Annotated in this window: 16 protein-coding genes; 5 read left to right on the top strand and 11 right to left on the bottom strand. The window is 43.8% G+C overall.

All coding sequences use genetic code 11. The features are described 5' to 3' along the window. Positions 1-23: 23 nt before the first annotated feature. The 10 genes from MKX52_RS16195 to MKX52_RS16240 all read right to left on the bottom strand — a co-directional run bounded on the left by MKX52_RS16195 (position 24) and on the right by MKX52_RS16240 (position 10,415). Positions 24-845, bottom strand: a complete 822-nt coding sequence (locus MKX52_RS16195) for a carbohydrate ABC transporter permease (protein WP_012011467.1) — start codon at positions 843-845, stop codon at positions 24-26. Beyond that, positions 842-1,813, bottom strand: a complete 972-nt coding sequence (locus MKX52_RS16200) for a sugar ABC transporter permease (RefSeq protein WP_144503022.1) — start codon at positions 1,811-1,813, stop codon at positions 842-844. The genes MKX52_RS16195 and MKX52_RS16200 overlap by 4 nt, the downstream gene beginning before the upstream one ends. Before the next feature lie 55 nt (positions 1,814-1,868). Continuing rightward, entirely contained in the window at positions 1,869-3,134 is a 1,266-nt protein-coding gene (locus tag MKX52_RS16205) for an ABC transporter substrate-binding protein (RefSeq protein ID WP_342491033.1), read from the bottom strand. A 102-nt stretch (positions 3,135-3,236) separates the two neighbouring features. Next, entirely contained in the window at positions 3,237-4,655 is a 1,419-nt protein-coding gene (locus MKX52_RS16210; protein ID WP_342491034.1) for a response regulator, read from the bottom strand. Continuing rightward, a complete protein-coding gene (locus MKX52_RS16215; protein WP_342491035.1) occupies positions 4,649-6,091 on the bottom strand; it encodes a histidine kinase in 1,443 nt (480 codons plus the stop codon). Before MKX52_RS16215 ends, MKX52_RS16210 begins: the two co-directional genes overlap by 7 nt. After that, positions 6,088-7,089, bottom strand: a complete 1,002-nt coding sequence (locus MKX52_RS16220; protein ID WP_342491036.1) for a sugar-binding protein — start codon at positions 7,087-7,089, stop codon at positions 6,088-6,090. The genes MKX52_RS16215 and MKX52_RS16220 overlap by 4 nt, the downstream gene beginning before the upstream one ends. Positions 7,090-7,156: 67 nt before the next feature. Further along, a complete protein-coding gene (locus MKX52_RS16225) occupies positions 7,157-7,612 on the bottom strand; it encodes a GNAT family N-acetyltransferase (RefSeq protein ID WP_144458980.1) in 456 nt (151 codons plus the stop codon). 118 nt (positions 7,613-7,730) lie between these two features. Continuing rightward, entirely contained in the window at positions 7,731-8,330 is a 600-nt protein-coding gene (locus tag MKX52_RS16230) for a bifunctional 4-hydroxy-2-oxoglutarate aldolase/2-dehydro-3-deoxy-phosphogluconate aldolase (protein WP_342491037.1), read from the bottom strand. After that, complete coding sequence (locus MKX52_RS16235) at positions 8,302-9,318, bottom strand: sugar kinase (RefSeq protein ID WP_342491038.1); 1,017 nt, start codon at positions 9,316-9,318, stop codon at positions 8,302-8,304. Before MKX52_RS16235 ends, MKX52_RS16230 begins: the two co-directional genes overlap by 29 nt. Before the next feature lie 86 nt (positions 9,319-9,404). Next, a complete protein-coding gene (locus MKX52_RS16240; protein WP_342491039.1) occupies positions 9,405-10,415 on the bottom strand; it encodes a LacI family DNA-binding transcriptional regulator in 1,011 nt (336 codons plus the stop codon). A gap of 262 nt (positions 10,416-10,677) precedes the next feature. Between MKX52_RS16240 and kduI the strand changes: the two genes are divergently transcribed. The 5 genes from kduI (at position 10,678) to MKX52_RS16265 (ending at position 16,102) form a co-directional block, all read left to right on the top strand. Continuing rightward, a complete protein-coding gene (gene kduI / locus MKX52_RS16245) occupies positions 10,678-11,505 on the top strand; it encodes a 5-dehydro-4-deoxy-D-glucuronate isomerase (RefSeq protein ID WP_144455419.1) in 828 nt (275 codons plus the stop codon). 4 nt (positions 11,506-11,509) lie between these two features. Next, on the top strand, positions 11,510-12,283 hold the full coding sequence (kduD, locus tag MKX52_RS16250; RefSeq protein WP_342491040.1) for a 2-dehydro-3-deoxy-D-gluconate 5-dehydrogenase KduD: 774 nt from the start codon (positions 11,510-11,512) through the stop codon (positions 12,281-12,283). 106 nt (positions 12,284-12,389) lie between these two features. After that, positions 12,390-13,856 (top strand): spore germination protein, encoded by a 1,467-nt coding sequence (locus tag MKX52_RS16255; RefSeq protein ID WP_012011479.1) that lies wholly within the window; start codon positions 12,390-12,392, stop codon positions 13,854-13,856. A gap of 3 nt (positions 13,857-13,859) precedes the next feature. Further along, positions 13,860-14,960, top strand: a complete 1,101-nt coding sequence (locus MKX52_RS16260) for a GerAB/ArcD/ProY family transporter (protein WP_342491041.1) — start codon at positions 13,860-13,862, stop codon at positions 14,958-14,960. After that, on the top strand, positions 14,957-16,102 hold the full coding sequence (locus tag MKX52_RS16265) for a Ger(x)C family spore germination protein (protein WP_342491042.1): 1,146 nt from the start codon (positions 14,957-14,959) through the stop codon (positions 16,100-16,102). Before MKX52_RS16260 ends, MKX52_RS16265 begins: the two co-directional genes overlap by 4 nt. A gap of 12 nt (positions 16,103-16,114) precedes the next feature. Here the strand turns inward: MKX52_RS16265 and MKX52_RS16270 are convergent, their stop codons facing one another. After that, on the bottom strand, positions 16,115-17,512 hold the full coding sequence (locus tag MKX52_RS16270; protein WP_342491043.1) for a bifunctional glycosyltransferase family 2 protein/class I SAM-dependent methyltransferase: 1,398 nt from the start codon (positions 17,510-17,512) through the stop codon (positions 16,115-16,117). Between the last annotated feature and the right edge of the window lie 55 nt (positions 17,513-17,567).

Here is a 17,567-nt window from a genome sequence, read left to right on the forward strand (position 1 = left end):
GAAAACGATAACACGAAAAGATTTTATCCTTTGACAGAGCCTGCAAGAAGCCCTTTGACAAAGTATTTTCCGAGCAGAATATAGACCAAAAGTGTCGGCAGTGCGGCCAATATTGCCCCTGCCATTTGGACGTTCCATTGCACAATTTGACTGCCTGATAGATTTTGCAAGGCAACCATCACTGGCTGATGCTCCGCAGTGGTCATCGTGACTGCAAATAAGAACTCATTCCACACATTTGTGAACTGCCAAATCGCGACCACAACAAACCCTGTGATCGAAAGCGGAAGAATCATATGTCTGAAAATCCCGATAAACCCTGCGCCGTCCATTTTTGCCGATTCAATCATTTCATCAGGAATGCTCACATAGAAGTTTCGAAACATGAGCGTTGTGATTGGAAGTCCATATACGACATGGACAAGCACCAAACCCGGAATCGAATTGTACAATCCGACTTCACGTAAAAATTGAATGAGTGGAATGAGGATACTTTGGTATGGAATAAACATTCCAAACAGCATCAGCGTAAAGACCACTTCCGATCCTTTGAAACGCCATTTTGATAGGACATAGCCATTCATCGCCCCTAAGACAGCTGATAATAAGGTGGCCGGAATGACTAGATAAAGAGAATTCATTAAATTGGGCGCTAGCTTTTCAAATGCGATTTGATAGCTTGAAAAATCGAGTGTTGATGGCAGCGCCCACATTTTTTCAAGGGTCACTTCACTTAATGGCTTCAAACTTGTGACGAGCATGACATAGACTGGCATGAGAAAAAAGAGGCTGCACAAAATCAATAAAGCATAAAGGACTGGACGGACAAACCATCTAGCTGTCATGATGACGCCCCCTTCCGGCTCGACAGGAGATATGGCACGATAAAGACCGCAACAGAGATCAGCATCACAATCGCGATGGCGGCACCACCTGCATAATGGTTTCCTCTAAAGGTCATTTCAAACATGTAAACGCCCGGAACATCTGTGACAAAGTTTGCACCCGGTCCTGTCATCGAGTAAATCAAATCGAAAATCTTTAATGAAATATGAGCCATAATGATAATGACACTTGCAGTAATCGGTTTTAATAGAGGAAAAATAATCTTCCGATAAATCTGCCATTCGGTTGCGCCATCCATTCTAGCAGCCTCTCTTACTTCCTCTGGAATGCCTCTCAAACCTGCCAAATACATCGCTAGAGAAAAACCAGTCATCTGCCAAACAGCTGCAATGACGACGGCAATCATGGCCGCAGGGACACCAAACTCAATTTTCCCCCAGGCAAATCCGGCTAAAATGTTCGTATCCGTGTACCACTTAGGCTGAATACCAAGCGTCTTTAAAAAGAGATTCACCCCAGTGGACGGGTTTAAAATCCATTGCCAGACGACCCCTGTCACAACAAAAGAAAGGGCCATTGGAAAGAAAAATAAATTCCGAAATAGAGATTCACCCTTTATTTTCTGATCTAGTAAAATCGCAAGTGCGAGACCAGAGGCAATAACGGCTCCAATAAAAAATAGAGTAAAAAAGACCGTATTCCGAAGATCTGACTGAAAGCGAAAATCTTGAAACAGCATCATATAGTTTTGAAGCCCTGCGAAAGAGAAATCAGGAACAAGCGAGGTCCAGTTTGATAATGACACATACCCTGTCCAGCCAATAAAACCGTAAACAAAGATGAATAACAACACGGCCGACGGAGCTAAAAAGAGAAGCGCAAGTAGCTGATCCCCACTCCATTTTCTACGAACGCGTTTGAGTTTGGGTGTTGTTGCTTTTGTGATCGGCGATGTATCCATACGCATGAAGCTACACTCCTTTTTAAAAAAGAGGCGGTGCTTAGTCGCCGCCTCCTCGTCTTTATTTCATTGAATCTTTTAAAGATGAAACAAACTGGCTGCTGTCTTTTTGTGTGACGAAGATATTGACGGCTTGATTCGCTTTTGTCACAAATCCTTCTTCAGCAGCTGAACCATGCGCGAGAGACGGCGCCAGCTTTGATTCTTTAAATGCCTTCATCGCCGATTTTCCGTATTCATCATATTTAGAAACATCAGCATCCACACGTGCCGGAATCGATCCCTTCAGCGGATTGAATGCATCCTGTCCTTCCACAGATCCTAAGACAGATAAGAATTTCTTCACGTTTTCTGGCTGTTTCACGCCCTTTGGCAGTCCAAATGTATCGGTGATCACCATAAAGCTTCCCTCAGTACCAGGAGTCGCCACGTATCCAAAGTCTTTATTCACCTTCAGATCCAGATCATTCACAAAGTACCCCTTCGCCCAGTCGCCCATGACATTCATTGCAGCTTCCCCTTTTGCTACGAGCTGCGAGGCATCCTGCCAGTTACGTGAACTGTGATCATCATTGACGTATTCAAGCATGCGTCCAAAAATATCTGCCGCTTCCTTCACTTTTGCGTCATCCATTTTCATGTTGCCAGCCCAAAGTTTTTGATAGTCGTCAGCACCTAAAACACCGAGCAGTACACTCTCAAACAAATGCGTTGCTGCCCAAGGTTCTTTATCCCCTAGTGCAAGCGGTGTAATGCCTTTTTTCTTTAATGCATCTGCTGTTTTGAAAAACTCATCAAAGGTCGTTGGCGGCTCTAATCCTGCATCATCAAATACCTTCTTGTTATACCAAAGCACATTGCCCCTGTGAATATTCACTGGTACTGAATAGATTTTCCCATCTTTGCTGACAAGGTCGATGAGTGATTCCGGAAATTTGTCCTTCCAGCCTTCTTTTTCATATAGATCATCGAGCGGCTCCATTTTGCCCGCTGCGACCCAGCTCTCATTCAGCTCCGCTCCGCCATGTACTTGGAATGTAGCTGGCGGGTCGTTTCCTTGCATCCGGCTAGTCAGAACAGCCTTTGCATTTGTACCAGCACCGCCTGCGACGGCTGCATTTTCAATTGGGATGTCTTTGTTTTTCTCTTCAAACAGTTGAATGAGTGCTTTTAGTCCATCCTCCTCACCTGCTCCAGTCCACCAAGAGAAAATGTCGAGCTTCTCTGCTCCATCCTCTTTTTTTGCATCTGAGTTCGTCGTTGAACTACAGGCAGTGATGATAAGCATACAGAGCGCTAACAGCGTAAAGCCTAATTTAACCTTCATGATTGATCCCCCATCCCTATTTTGTAAGCGTTATCAAAATAAGTATAATGGAAGATCCTTGCTTTTTTTCAGACAAACTTCTTCACTTTTTTATGAAATTCTTCATTTTTTTACGGTCTGTTTTCGATATTCCTTCGGTGAACAGCCGACCATCTTCTTAAACACACGGCTGACGTAATTGGGATCTGTATATCCCGCCTGATAGGTAATTTCTTTTAAACTCAGCGAGCTGTCTTTGAGAAGTTTTTTAATTTTATCCAGTCGGCAGTTCGTCACATATTCTTTAAATGTCAGCCCTGTCTCGTCTTTAAACCGTTTTGTGAAATAGGTTGGACTTAAATCAACATAGGCGGCTGTCTGCTCCAGCGTGATCTGTTCACAAAAATGCGTTTTGATGTAGCGCTTTGCCCGATCCATATCATTCACAGTCTGGGTCCTTGCTTCGTACACATCAAATAAATGTTCACAGCACTGGCGGCATTCTGCTAAGGTGTTGATCGTGAATATAGGCCAGTCTGTTCGGAGCCGTGATTTAAATAAAATCAGCAGCTCTTTTAGTTGTGACAGGGTTGCCCCCTCTAGTTCAAAGGCATCGAATAAAGCCAGCGCATCCTCTCTTCTCCCTTCTTCCATTGCCTGCATCATATCGTCAGCAAGCTCAGGCAGATGGATCAATGGATGAGAATGTGCTTCTGTTTGGTAAAAGCCATAACGAACAACGCCGTGGCTCTTTTTCCGCTGATAATAGGAAAGCTTCGCCTCTGCTGCACTTTTTTGAAGATAAAGCGGATTAGAGACTGGGTGCCCTATGCCAACGACCGGTGAAGGCTGATCGTTTGTGGTGGCCGTTCGAATCGCCTGTAGGATATCTGCTTTTAACTGACCAGGCGCTTGGTGACGATAAATGAGACATGTAAACAGCTCACCACTCACTTGAATCGGTACCGTATGAAAAAGGGGAGATGTCTGTAAATCTATCAACAGCTGATTCCCCATTGTCCGCTGCACAGCGATGACAAGACCTGCTTCGAATTCATGAAACAGTTGTTGAAATTCCGTGGAGGTATAGGATTGACCGTTGATGACATGGGCTTCAAGCCACTTTGACTGCTGTCCAGCCGCCACCGCCTGCCGCTGAGACGCCTCCTGCTGAATCTCTGCCGCAACCGTTCGAATAGCGGCGATGGTTTCATCTTTGTCAGCCGGTTTGACGAGATATTGCTTCACCCCTTCTTGCATCGCCTGCTTGGCATAATCGAAGGTATCGTAGGCTGTCAGCATAATAAATTTTGTATGAGGACTGATCGCTTTGATTTGCTTGATCGCTGTCAAACCATCCATTCCAGGCATCTGAATATCCATGAGCACAAGATGAACCGGCTCAGCCCGCACGAATTCAACCGCCTTTTTTCCATTTTCAGCTTCTCCCGCGATATGACACTCTGGAAGCCAATCCGTCATGAACTTCCGCATCGCTAGCCGTTCTATCTTTTCATCATCTACAATCAGCACGTTCAGCATGCCGGTCCCTCCTTCATCGGAATAGCCAATTGAATGGTGGTCCCTTCGTTTGGCTTTGAATCAATTTGAAGAGCATTTTGTACTCCGTAAAACAAGCGCAGCCTTGATATCACATTACGAAGACCGATTCCCGTTGAATGCCCTTTACTCAAGATGTTTGGGTCTTCCTCATCTTTTTCTGATAGCAATCTCCTTTTCTCTTGTTCATTGATTCCCATCCCATTGTCCCGAATCCGAATCATCACATAGCCGCCTTCTTGATAGATCGAGAGCTCAACAAGTCCGTCTTCCTCCTTTGGCTCGACACCATGAATAAAGGCATTTTCAACAAGCGGCTGTAAGGTGAGACTTGGGATAAGTACAGATAAACAGGATGCATCTATGGTTGTTTTGCATGTGATACGATCGGCAAATCTTGTTTCTTGTATATGAAAATATTCTTTGACCACTTTTACTTCTTGTTCTAGCGTGACCGATGCACTGAGAGCTGACAGCGAATAACGCATGAGAGTGGAAACAGATTGGATCAACCTCGATGTGGCATCCGCTGACTCTAAGTAAGCCATGCGTGAGACGATGTTTAATGTATTAAATAAAAAATGGGGGTTCATTTGGTTTTGCAGCGTCTTCAGCTTCATGTCTTTGATTTTTTGATCTAAGGCTGCCTTTTGTTTCATCTCTTCAATCATCATTTTCATTTCTTGACGCATTCGCTGAAATGCCTCATTTAATACAAATATTTCATCGTTTGAGGTGACATGCAAGTCCGCTCCATCAAAATTTCCTTCCGATACTTCCTTTACGCTTCGAGAGAGATGGACGATTGGTCTTGATATTCCTCCAGCAATCATATACGCCATCCATAATGCGACCCCAATGGAGAGCGTAAACAAACATAGGGTGAAGAGCGCATAGGTTTGGTGTCTTTTTTGCAGAGATTGATAGAGTACTTGATATTCAGACAATTCATCATCAAGCAAGGCCATCGTTTGCTCTTGTATGTAGGAGGAGACGGTTCTTACTTCCTTCACACTAGCTGCATATTCTTTGATTTTTCCTTCTTTTACGTGTGTCATGGTCGCATCACTCTCATTGATGAGCGTTCGCATCATATATTGATATTTTTCAATAGAAGGAATTGCCGCATGAAGCCCGGCATCTTTTCGCAATGTCTGGTCGTAGGATTTCATTTTTTGTTTTGAAGCTAGATATTCTTTGGCAAACTGCTGATCCTTTTCAATCGCATACGCATTGACCTTTTCATACATCGTTTTTGCCTCTGTCGATATATCATTAAGCAGAAGAAAAGAACGAAAGCTTCTGCTGTATTCTGATGTGATATTCGAGCTACTCCAATAGACGAAAAAAGCGGCCACGTTGCCAAGAAACACAAGGGTTAAAAATGCCAGTAGCAACTTACTTCGAATCCTTCTCACGGCTGCATCCCCTGCCTTCTGTCTGTTTGCTGGAGCGGCAGATCCTCGCGCCGAATCACACTCGTTCCTGTGTACTGAAGCGGCTCTTCTTTTTCACCTTTTTGCAAACGCACAAGCGATTCCACTGCTTGATAGCCCATTTCATAAGGGTGCTGAACAACGACGGCATCAATCTCTCCATCATCGAGCGCGTGAATCGTATCTGGCAACGTATCAAATGCGAGTACATAGATATCTGTGGTCGATTGATATTGCGATGTTGCTTGAATGATGCCTACACCATCTAATGCACTCGTGCCGTAAAATGCAGTGAGATTGGCATGATCGTTTAATAGTTTATACGCTGCACCGGAGGCGCCTGATTTTGTAATGGCTGATTCTTCTATTCCAGCAATATGAATGCGTTTTTCAGCGGCGACTGCGTCTCGAAATCCTTTGACGCGCTGCTTTTGATGGACGGCATCAAGCCTTCCTGTGACAATTCCCACATACTGTTCACCTTTTGTATCTGCGATAAGTGCCTGTCCTGCGATAAAGCCTGAATAATAATTATCCGTGCCAACATACACTTGACGCTTGCTCCCCTCTGCATCCGTATCAACGGTGACAACATCAATGCCCTTTTCCCTCGCCTTCTGAAAAAGCGGTTTATATTTTTTCGCATCAAGTCCCTGTGTCATTATGCCATCGACATGCCCTGCGATTGCCATATCAATGGTTTTCAAATGGTCATCTATATCAGCTTGTTTCGGACCCAAATATTCTAAATACACGCGATGAGCGGCTGCCGCATCAGCAGCTCCCTTTTGTACTAGCTGCCAATATTCATTATCAAGTTCCTCCGGTACAAGGACAAAATGATATTGATAGGATGATGACGCCTTTTCGGAAGCGCTTTCGATTTTAAATAAATCTTGACCTAATAATGTTAAAAACATGACAGAAACGATACAAAAAGTGAGAAAGGCGCACACCCCGATCCACTTTGAACCTTTCACCACATCCTCCCCCTTTCAAACGTTGCGCATAAAAAAAGAGCTGCTTATAAGCATACTCTCTCGACCTCTATAATTCCTTTGTCATAAATAAACTGTTTGGATCTTCTTCATATGAACCGAAAGGCGGACAACTATCAAACCCAACACTCTCATATAGTTTTCTTGCTGGCTCGAAGAAAGACATCGCACCTGTCTCTAAGCTGATACGTGAATAACCACGCCTTTTTGCCTCTTGGAGAAGATGGTTCAGCATATACCTTCCTACACCTTTTCGCATATGGTGAGCTGCGGTCCTCATGGATTTGATTTCGCCGTGATCACTTGACAGCTCCTTTAACGCTCCGCAGCCAAGAAGCTCCTCTCCATCCCGAACACTCCACACTGTGACACCTTTCTTTTTCAATTCAGCTAACGGAAGGGCATGGATGCTTTCTGGCGGAGAATGCTTTTTCATTTCTTCTAAATGAGCGGTAATCAGCTGCTCTATTTGTCCATCTGTGAGAGTATCTTGTTGAATGTACATGTCTATCACTCCTTCATAAATATTGTACGTGAAAAGTCAGCATTCACCTGCTGTTATGTCAGATGAACGAACAAACAACCGGCATTCACCTGCCAGTTGTTCATTTGATAGCGCCTATTTATGAAGAAAGAACCGCTTGTAATTCTTCTGCCGTACTGCTTTCAAGCTGACTTCCGACCCCTACTGCCACTGCGCCAGCTTTGAGCCATTTAGGCACATCGGCTGGATGAATGCCGCCGGTTGGGATAAATTCAATGTCTGGAAAGGGACCTTGTAAGTTTTTCATATAGGATAGACCGAAGGAGCCGCTTGGAAAAAGCTTGAGCAAGCAGTATCCAGCTGCTTTTGCCTGCATAATTTCACTTGGGGTGAGGACACCTGGTACATAGAGTGTGTCGTGAAATGAGAGATGCTCTCCAATGACAGAAAGATATCCTGGACTGACAATAAATTGTGAGCCTGCGTCAATGGCTGATTGCGCCTGCTGAAGTGTGGTGATTGTGCCTGCTCCCACAATCAGATCTTGTTCATGCTGAAAGGATGCGATGATGCGTTCCGCATTGGGCGTGGTATACGTCACTTCAATGGCACGAACACCCTTTTTCTTTAAACGCTGAATGATCTCAATGCCTTCCGATTCGCTCCCCGCCCTCACCACTGCGATTAGCTTACAAGCCGCGAGACGCTCTTTAACGCTCAAACTTGCTGACTTCCCCATATCCTTCATCCCCCTTCATATATTCCCGTCTGTGATATCGTTTGGCTTCTTTTATAAAAGACTGAAGCTCTTCCCGAGTAGGCAGGCCATCCTTATCGCCTGGAGACATCACCGCAAGAGCTCCTACAGCATTGCCTATCGTTACAGATTTTTCACATGATAAACCGTCCAGTAAGCCGCTGATAACCCCCACGGCAAATCCATCACCGGCACCGACTGTATCCACGACATTGGGCACATAAAAGCCGCTCACCATCCCCTGATTGGCTGCACTTTTATAATAGGCACCTTCTGCACCGAGCTTAATGACCACAAGCTTGACGCCTTTTTGTAAATAAACATCTGCAATCTCTTCCGGCTCATGACAGCCTGTGAGCCTTTGTCCTTCTGCAAGCCCCGGAAAAAACCAATCCACTTGATAAGCGATTTGATTCACTGTATGGATCATATCTTCCTCCTCTTCCCATAGCTGCAGCCGAAGGTTTGGATCAAATGAAATGGTTTTGCCTGCTTCTTTCATCTTCTGAAGAACATGAAAAGAGAACGCTCTCATTTCACTGGATAATGCAGGCGGAATACCTGTCATATGGAGATGCCCTGCCTGTTTGAAATAATCCGCAGGAAAGTCACTTGGACTCATGGTGCTCGCAGCAGAACCTTTGCGATAATACGTAACGTCAGGATCTCCATCCATCACTTTGGATTTAAGTAAGATCCCCGTTTTGGCCCCATCATTTGAACGAATCACTGCACTTGTATCGACTCCTTCTTTTTGAAGCTCTTCTAAAATAAATGTGCCAAGTGAATCTGCTCCGACTTTGCTCATCCATCCCACATCAAAACCTAGCCTCGCCAAACCGACTGCCACGTTACTTTCAGCACCAGCAAGCGCCTTTTGAAATGTATGCACTTGATGAAGCTCTCCGGCTTCTTTTGCGTAAAACATCGCCATTGATTCCCCAAATGTGACTGCATCCAATGCTTTCAATCATTTCTCCCCTCTCTTGGTACCGGTTTCAAATCAGTTGAAAAAGAGAGAGCATGCACATATGTATACTCTTCTCTGTTTGTTATTTATAAAGATTTTCTTACGATGATTTCTCCATCAAGTTGAATGGTTTGGGGCGCACTTTCATCCCCTTCAAGCCGAGTCTTGATTTTTTTCATGGCGGCTTTCCCCATTTCATGAGATGGCTGGGCAACCGTTGTGATTCCAGGCCCAATCAGCTTATACCATTCTGTATCATCAAAGCCTGCGACGCCTATATCTTCTGGAATCTTTAACCCGAGTTCTACAAGCTCACTGATCAACTTGAGCATCAGTAATCCATTGGCTGCTAAAATCGCTTTTTTTCGCTGATTTGTTTGAACAAAATGGACAAGTTCTTCTCGCAATTGTTCTTTTTGTTTCAAATCAATTTCTTTAATAATAGGTTTCTTATGTTTACTCATGGCTGTCTGTTCATATGCTTCTTTTCGTTCTTCACGAGGACTGATCCCATCAACCGGCTCAGTAAAGAAGGCGATGTGCTCATATCCTTTCTCATACATTTGTTGAAGCAGTTGGATCGTGATATCACGGTTATTCGTTGTCACTGTGTCGACTTTTAGTTCAGATAATTTCCGGTCAACAAGGACAATCGGCACACCGTCTTCCTTAAAATCCTGCAAAATGTCATTGTTCTGGCCTGTCGTATTAATGATGAGTCCTTCAATATAATGCGCATTTAGTTTGAGGAGCATTTCTCTTTCTTTTTCTGGCCGGTTATCTGTGTTGCATACCATGATGCTGTATCCATATTCATCACAAATTTCTTCGACTCCGCGAAGTGTCGCTACAGAGAATGGATTCGTAATGTCGGCTACAATAAACCCAATGACCTTGCTTTTTCTTACTTTCAAACCTTGGGCGAGCTGACTCGGACGATAATGCAGTTCTTCAATGGCTTTTTTGATTTTTTTGACCTTTTCAATAGAAATTTCATTTGTTCTGCCATTGATATATCTGGATACAGTTGATTTTGAAACACCTGCATAAGCGGCCACTTCGTTGATGGTCACTTTCGTTTGCTTTTTCTCTTTCATTCAAAAAACTCCCACAATCAATGTCTTCTCATTTGTTTCGAAACCGATTTCAAATAACTTAAAAAGAGCATAACATAACTTCTTGAATTCCAGAAGATTTTTTTGCTTGAAGATGGCAAAAAATCATTTAAATAAACAAAAAGAAAGCGATTTCAAATTAACGGTTGACGTCTCCCTCTTTTTCCTCTAATATTTTCCTTGAAACCGATACCAAATAAAATACCCATACTTTGTTTCAGATGGAAAGGGAGGCTTATCTCAAATGGAAAATCGTTATGCTGTACACCCTGAGCAGGTCAAACGTTTTACAACAGAGGAACTTCGTCGTCATTTTCATATTCCTACACTATTTGTCAGTGGTGAATTAAAGCTCTACTATTCGCACGAGGACCGCGTAGTGATTGGCGGAGTCATGCCGTCTGCAGAGCCGCTCAAATTAGATGCTAGCGACTTTTTACGTACGGAGTATTTCCTTGAAAGACGCGAGATCGGCATTGTCAATGTCGGCGGTCAAGGAACGGTCACTGTCGATGGTGAAGCCTTTGTACTGGAGCACAAAGATTTCTTATATATTGGGCTTGGACACGAAGATGTACAGTTTGCTAGTGCATCCGGCGAGGAAGCCAAGTTCTATCTTGTATCAGCCACGGCTCATCAAGCGTATCCTACGCAAAAAGCAGCCATCGCTGAGTTAACACCGAATCACTTAGGGGAAGCGTCTGCTTCCAACGTACGAAATCTATATCAAGTTATCCACGCAAACGGCATCCAAAGCTGTCAGCTTATGATGGGAATCACTCAACTGGAAACCAATAACACATGGAATACGATGCCTGCTCATATTCATGATCGGCGTATGGAAGTGTACTTATATCTTGATATCGAAGAAGATGCTCGTGTCTTTCATTTTATGGGGGAGCCATCTGAAACAAGACATCTCGTTGTGGCTAATGAAGAAGCGGTCATTTCTCCTGCTTGGTCCATTCATTCAGGCTCGGGCACAGCGAATTATTCATTTATTTGGGCGATGGCTGGCGAGAACTATACGTTCAAAGATATGGACTTTGTCCCAATGGACCAGCTGAGGTAATGTGATGACAACAGCATCCTATGTAGCGTCCCTCTTTTCTCTTGAAGGCAAAACAGCCCTTGTGACAGGTCCTGGAACGGGCATTGGGCAGGGCATTGCTGTGGCGCTTGCCAGGTCAGGCGCAGATATTATCGGCACATACCACCATACACCGCTTGAGGAAACGAAAGCGCTTGTCGAACAGGCGGGCCGCTCGTTTCATGCGGTTCAGGTTGACTTTTCCGATCCTCAAAGTGCAAAGCAGGCTGTCGATGCCATGTTACAAAAGCATACGATTGATATTTTAATCAATAATGCTGGCACCATTAAAAGAGAGCAGGCCGCTCATTATTCAAAGGAAGATTGGCATACGGTCATGGATGTGAATATCAATAGTCTCTTTTTCCTCACCCAAAGGGTTGGGCGGCAGATGCTGAAAAATGGGCAAGGGAAAATCGTCAATATCGCCTCCCTTCTATCATTTCAAGGCGGCGTCTTTGTCCCCGCTTATACAGCAAGTAAACACGCAGTCGCAGGGCTGACGAAGGCCTTTGCAAACGAATGGGCGAACCAGCATATACAAGTGAACGCGATCGCTCCTGGTTACATTGCGACCAATAATACGCAAGCCATTCGGGACGACGAGAATCGAAATGAAGAGATTCTCAAACGAATCCCTGCCGGGCGCTGGGGAAAGCCTGAGGATCTAGCCGGTGCGGCTGTTTTCCTTAGCTCACCAGCCTCCGATTATATGAACGGTCATATTTTAGCTGTTGATGGCGGCTGGCTTGCGAGATAAACAGACGAGAGAATTCCTATTTGCAGGGATTCTCTTTTTTCTATTTGCATAATTCTCCACCATCCGAGTCACTCTATAAAAAACATGAACATGAGGGTGAGGTATTATGAAAAGTCGTATTGAACAAGATATAGCGTCCGTCATCAAGCGCGTCAAGAGCTTTGCCGGGAAAAGTGATGATATCGTGTTCCACTCATTTTCATTTGGTCCTTCTGCTATCTCTGCATGTCTCATGTACGTTGAAGGACTCACAGAATTTGAGATGCTTTCCAAACAAATCATTTCACCCATGCAAAAGGAACTGGATATTACCGAGGTTGATCCTAATACGCTTCCGGCTCTGTCTAAAACGTTCTTTGGCATCCAAAATGACGTGCTGGAGGATATGAACCTTGCCATCGAGCAGTTATATAGCGGCAGGGCTATTTTATTTGTAGATGGTGCGGCACAAGCACTTGCGCTCCAAACGAACCTTTTTCAATTTAGAGAAGTAGAAGAGCCGCAATCGGAAGTCCTTGTAAGAGGGCCTCGGATCGGTTTTATTGAAAACCTTGAAAAAAACACGGCTTTAATTCGTGAGCGGGCAAACGACCCAAACCTTGTCATTCAAAAGGTGAATGTAGGTACTCGCAATAAGAAGGCCGCAGCCCTTGTATACGTTCGTGATATTGTTGATCCCAAATTAGTTGAAGATGTTTTATCACGGATGTCCGAAATTAAAATGGATGACATCCCTGAAACCGGCTATATTGAACAACTGATTGAGGACAGCCACATCTCCATTTTTCCGCAGATTCAAAATACAGAACGTCCAGACCGGGTGATTGCATCTGTGCTTGAAGGGAAAGTATCGATTTTACTCGATGGCACTCCTTTTGCACTCATTTTACCGATGACCTTTACAGCCTTGATGCAATCACCTGAAGATTATTATCAGAGATGGACTAGTGCGACTCTTTTACGTTTACTCCGTTATATCGCTGTTTTGCTCACGATTTTTTTACCCGGGCTTTACATTGCACTTGTCTCTTATCACCCAGGCTTATTACCAACACGGATGGCACTCACCATCGCAGGCAGCCGTCAGAATGTTCCGTTCCCTCCTGTTGTTGAGGCGATTCTCATGTCTTTTACGATAGAGCTGCTGCGGGAAGCTGGACTTCGGCTGCCTAGAGCCATCGGGCAGACAATTGGGCTCATTGGCGGCGTCATCATTGGTCAGGCGGCTGTCCAAGCCAATATCGTCAGTGCCTTAATGGTGATTATTGTGTCGCTGACGGCACTCGCTGACTTTACGGCACCATCCTATGACTTTAGTTTCCCGCTGCGTATCTTGCGATTTATGGCCATTTTCAGTTCAGCGATGTTTGGGTTATATGGCTTAATCATGTGTTATTTATTTGTGCTTTGTCACTTGATGCAATTAAAGACCTTTGGTTTTGACTATTTCACGCCTGTTTTGTCTTCACCGTTTTCAGATTTAAAGGATACGTATGTACGTCTACCAATTGGGTTATTTAAATCGAGACCGAAAACAGCAAAAATAAAAAATCTCAAAAGACAAGGAGATTAACCGATGTACAGAGCTGAGAAGCTATCATTGTTACAAGTCACCATTCTGTGCAGCTCTACAATGATAGGCGCTGGAATTTTAACCATTCCACGCAGTTCTGCCAATTCAGGATTCCCTGATGGCTGGATCATTGTATTAATACAGGGAGTCATCTTCGCTTTCGTTGCTTTTTTATTGGGATGGATTGCTGAAAAAAATGCGCCGGATACCATTTTTGAGTCAAATAGAAAAGGAGCCGGTGCCATCTTTGGCACGTTCTTCAATTTAATGCTGATTGTCTATTTACTAGGCATCGTCGGTTTCGAAGCGCGTGTTCTCGGGGAAGTCGTCCAATTTTTCCTGCTGGAATCGACTCCCATGGCAGTGATTGTGATGATTTTTCTTCTCGTCGCGATCTATCATTTGAAAAGTGGTATTTTTCCAATAGTCAAAATGGTGACATACATATATCCGATGACGATGATTATTTATATTGGGCTCATGCTGTTTAGTTTGAAAATATTCGATTTTGATTATTTGCGTCCTGTGATGGCGCACGGGTTTCGGGATTTTAGCAAGTTGTTCTCTCAAACCTTTATTCAATTTACTGGCTTTGAGGTCATTTTGTTTGTTGTACCACTTATTTATAAAGACAAATGGTCAAAAGCGAAATGGGCAGCTGCGATCGGGGTTGGGATTACTTCTCTTATCTATTCCCTCACGCTCTTTGTTGTGATTGGTTCTATGACAGTAGGTGAAACGAAATCCCTCACCTGGCCGACTGTATCCCTCATTCAAGCACTAGAACTTGAAGGGGTCTTCATTGAACGATTTGATATTTTTTTGCTGACGATTTGGACGTGCCAACAGTTTATTTGTATGCTTGGCTTTTTCCAATTTGCCATTAAAGGTTGCCACACAGTCTTTAAGACGACCAATGTAACGAGACTGCTATGGCTGCTGTTTTTGATTACCTCTGCCCTCTCTTTATTTCCGAGAAATATCAATGAAGTCTTTTACTACTCTACTTTACTCGGCTATGCATTGTTCGTCGTTTTAGCCATTCCTTTTATTACAGCCATTCTGCTGATGATACGCAAAAAATGGGGAGGTCGATCTGCATGAGAGGAAGACGTGTATTGTTCATTTTTTTGTCCTGCTGTCTCTTCCTTCTATCAGCAGGGTGCTGGGACTTAAAAGATATTGAAAAATTATCATTTGTGCGCGGCGTTGGAATAGATGAGGAGGAACAGAAAGGAGTTAAGCTCACTTACCAAAACCTGGTGCCGAAGATGGGCGGAACACAAGAGGCTGATTCTCCTGGCTATGTAAACGTCGTCTCGAAGGGGAAAAACGTGCTGGAGGCTGTCAGTAATGTCGCCTTAAAGGACCCGCCAATCTATAGTGATCATCTAAAAATCTTTCTGTTCGGCAAAGATCAAGCAGAACATCACGATATTCAAGGAACGCTCAATCATTTTATTCGAGATGATGAAGTTCGGCGAAGCAGCTATCTCCTCGTGTCACGTGGTGATGCATCAAAAGTAATCAATCAAAAATTGAAATCACAGCAAAAGGTTCCAGTTGAACATATCTTTGAAACATCCAAAAATCGAAACTTTAACGGAAAGATCTTGCTGCCAACCCGGATTGGCCGGGCATCTGATTACTTCCAGATGGGCGTGAGCTTCCTTGTCCAAAGTGTAGACGCGATAGACGGCGAACTTATCTATGATGGGGCAGGCATCATTCACGGAAAAAACCGAAAGCTGATCGGATTCATCCCTGCAAAGGATGTCCAATCTTTAAACTGGGTGATGGACCGAATCTCAGGCGGCGTTGTACCAGCTACCTACAAAGGCTTTCCGATCACATATGAAATTAAGAAAGCCAAAACTAAAATTGAACCTTATCTAAAAGATGGGCATATTTCCTTTAAGATTATTGTCAACACAAATGGAAAGCTTTCTGAAGATCAGTATCCTGCAGAAAACTCATACGATGAGCAGTACATCCAAAGATTTGAGCGTCTTTTTGCAAATAAAATCAAACAAAGGATTCAAAAAGCGGTTCATCATGTGCAAAAAGAGGTGGGCGTTGATCCTATCTTTTTAAGCCGGCAATTTCGTATTAAATACCCTGACTATTGGGAAAAGCATCGAGACGAATGGGATGCGCTCTTTCAAAAAGCGGAAATCGAATATGATGTCAAAGTCAGCATTTTAAACTTTGGTGCAGAGGGCTCAACGAAAAGCTTCAAATGGTAATGCAAAAGGCGGTTATCCCGAAGAGGACCCGCCTTTTTTACGTACGACAATTAAAAGCTGATATAGTGTCACTTGATCAGTTAACGCTTTTGTTTGCAAGCCAAGTGACGTTCCTACTCTTGCTATCTCATCAAAAAACAATTGCACGTTTTGATCTATCGGAACATTGATCCTCTGCTCGATCACCCGTTCAAACAAATGATTTGGGAAAAGCGCACGCATTGTGTTTGGTGTGAAGAACCTCAAGTGACCTCGATCTAAAATTCCTACATCTTGATACGTAAAATCCCCTGTCATTAACGGGAGTAGCACCTCCGCATGCATCATGTTCGGCAAGCAGCAAATGATCACGCCGCCCGGTTTTAAAGATGCGTGCGCTTGTTCAATCATATGCCAAGGATCTGACACATGCTCTAAAACATCCGAAAAAATGACCGCATCAAAAAAGGCCTTTTTCTCTAACCACGGGTACTCATCTGCTTTTGCCTCAATGACTTCTTTGTAATAAGCCTTTGCGATGGCTGCTTTTAATGGATCAGCCTCTACGCCGTACATGTCAACAGACTGCCGATTCATGAGTTCAAGCCCTGTTGCCCCTGCGCCGCATCCTGCATCCAGTACACAGGCAACATCTTCAGGCAGTAGATCTGCAAAGTACGGATGAGGGGTCATCAAATTGAGATCAATTCCCCATTTATCTAAAAACCGTAGCCTGTTTTCTGTAAACAATGTAGTGATGTTCGTATCTTGATTTGCTCGAAAGGTTGCATGACCGTGATGATGCACAAATGAATCGTGAACGATTTGAAGCTGATATCCGTTCAGCAAGGATCTCAAACAAAGGTCGTCATCCTCAAATGATCCGTACACAAACCGCTCATCAAATAAACCCACCTTTTCAATGAGCTCTTTTTTCACAAGTAGACAAAACCCCACAAGCCGATGTACATAAGTTCTCTGACCTTTTTTCGCAGCCGTATAATTCTTCGCAAAGGCTGGCAGTTCCTTCACATCTGTATACGTTGGCTCGACCATTTGAGGGCCGCTCACATAGTTGGAGACTGGCCCTACCATCCCAATACGTTCTGATGCAAATAACGCCTCCCTTAGTGGAGAAAGCCAATTTTCCGTGACGATCGTGTCGTTATTTAAAAAGAGAATGCTATCTCCTGTCGCTTTTTTTGCTCCTTGATTACAGCCCTTTGCAAAGCCTCGATTTTCTTCATTTTCTATGAAGATCACATCGTTCAGCTCTCTCACATATTCCTTCGTCCCATCGGTTGATGCATTATCAACAATGATGAGTTCATATTGTTCACTTCGGGTATGCTGCTTGATGCTGTCGATACATTTTTTCGTTAAATGCAGTTCATTGTATGTCAGCATGACAATGCTCGTTTTCCCTTTCATCTCATTTCCACCTTTCGCCCGCATGTTCCATATGTATGTCATATGCAGCACGTTC

The organism is Bacillus sp. FSL R5-0422 (assembly GCF_038610765.1).
Lineage (GTDB): Bacteria > Bacillota > Bacilli > Bacillales > Bacillaceae > Bacillus > Bacillus pumilus_O.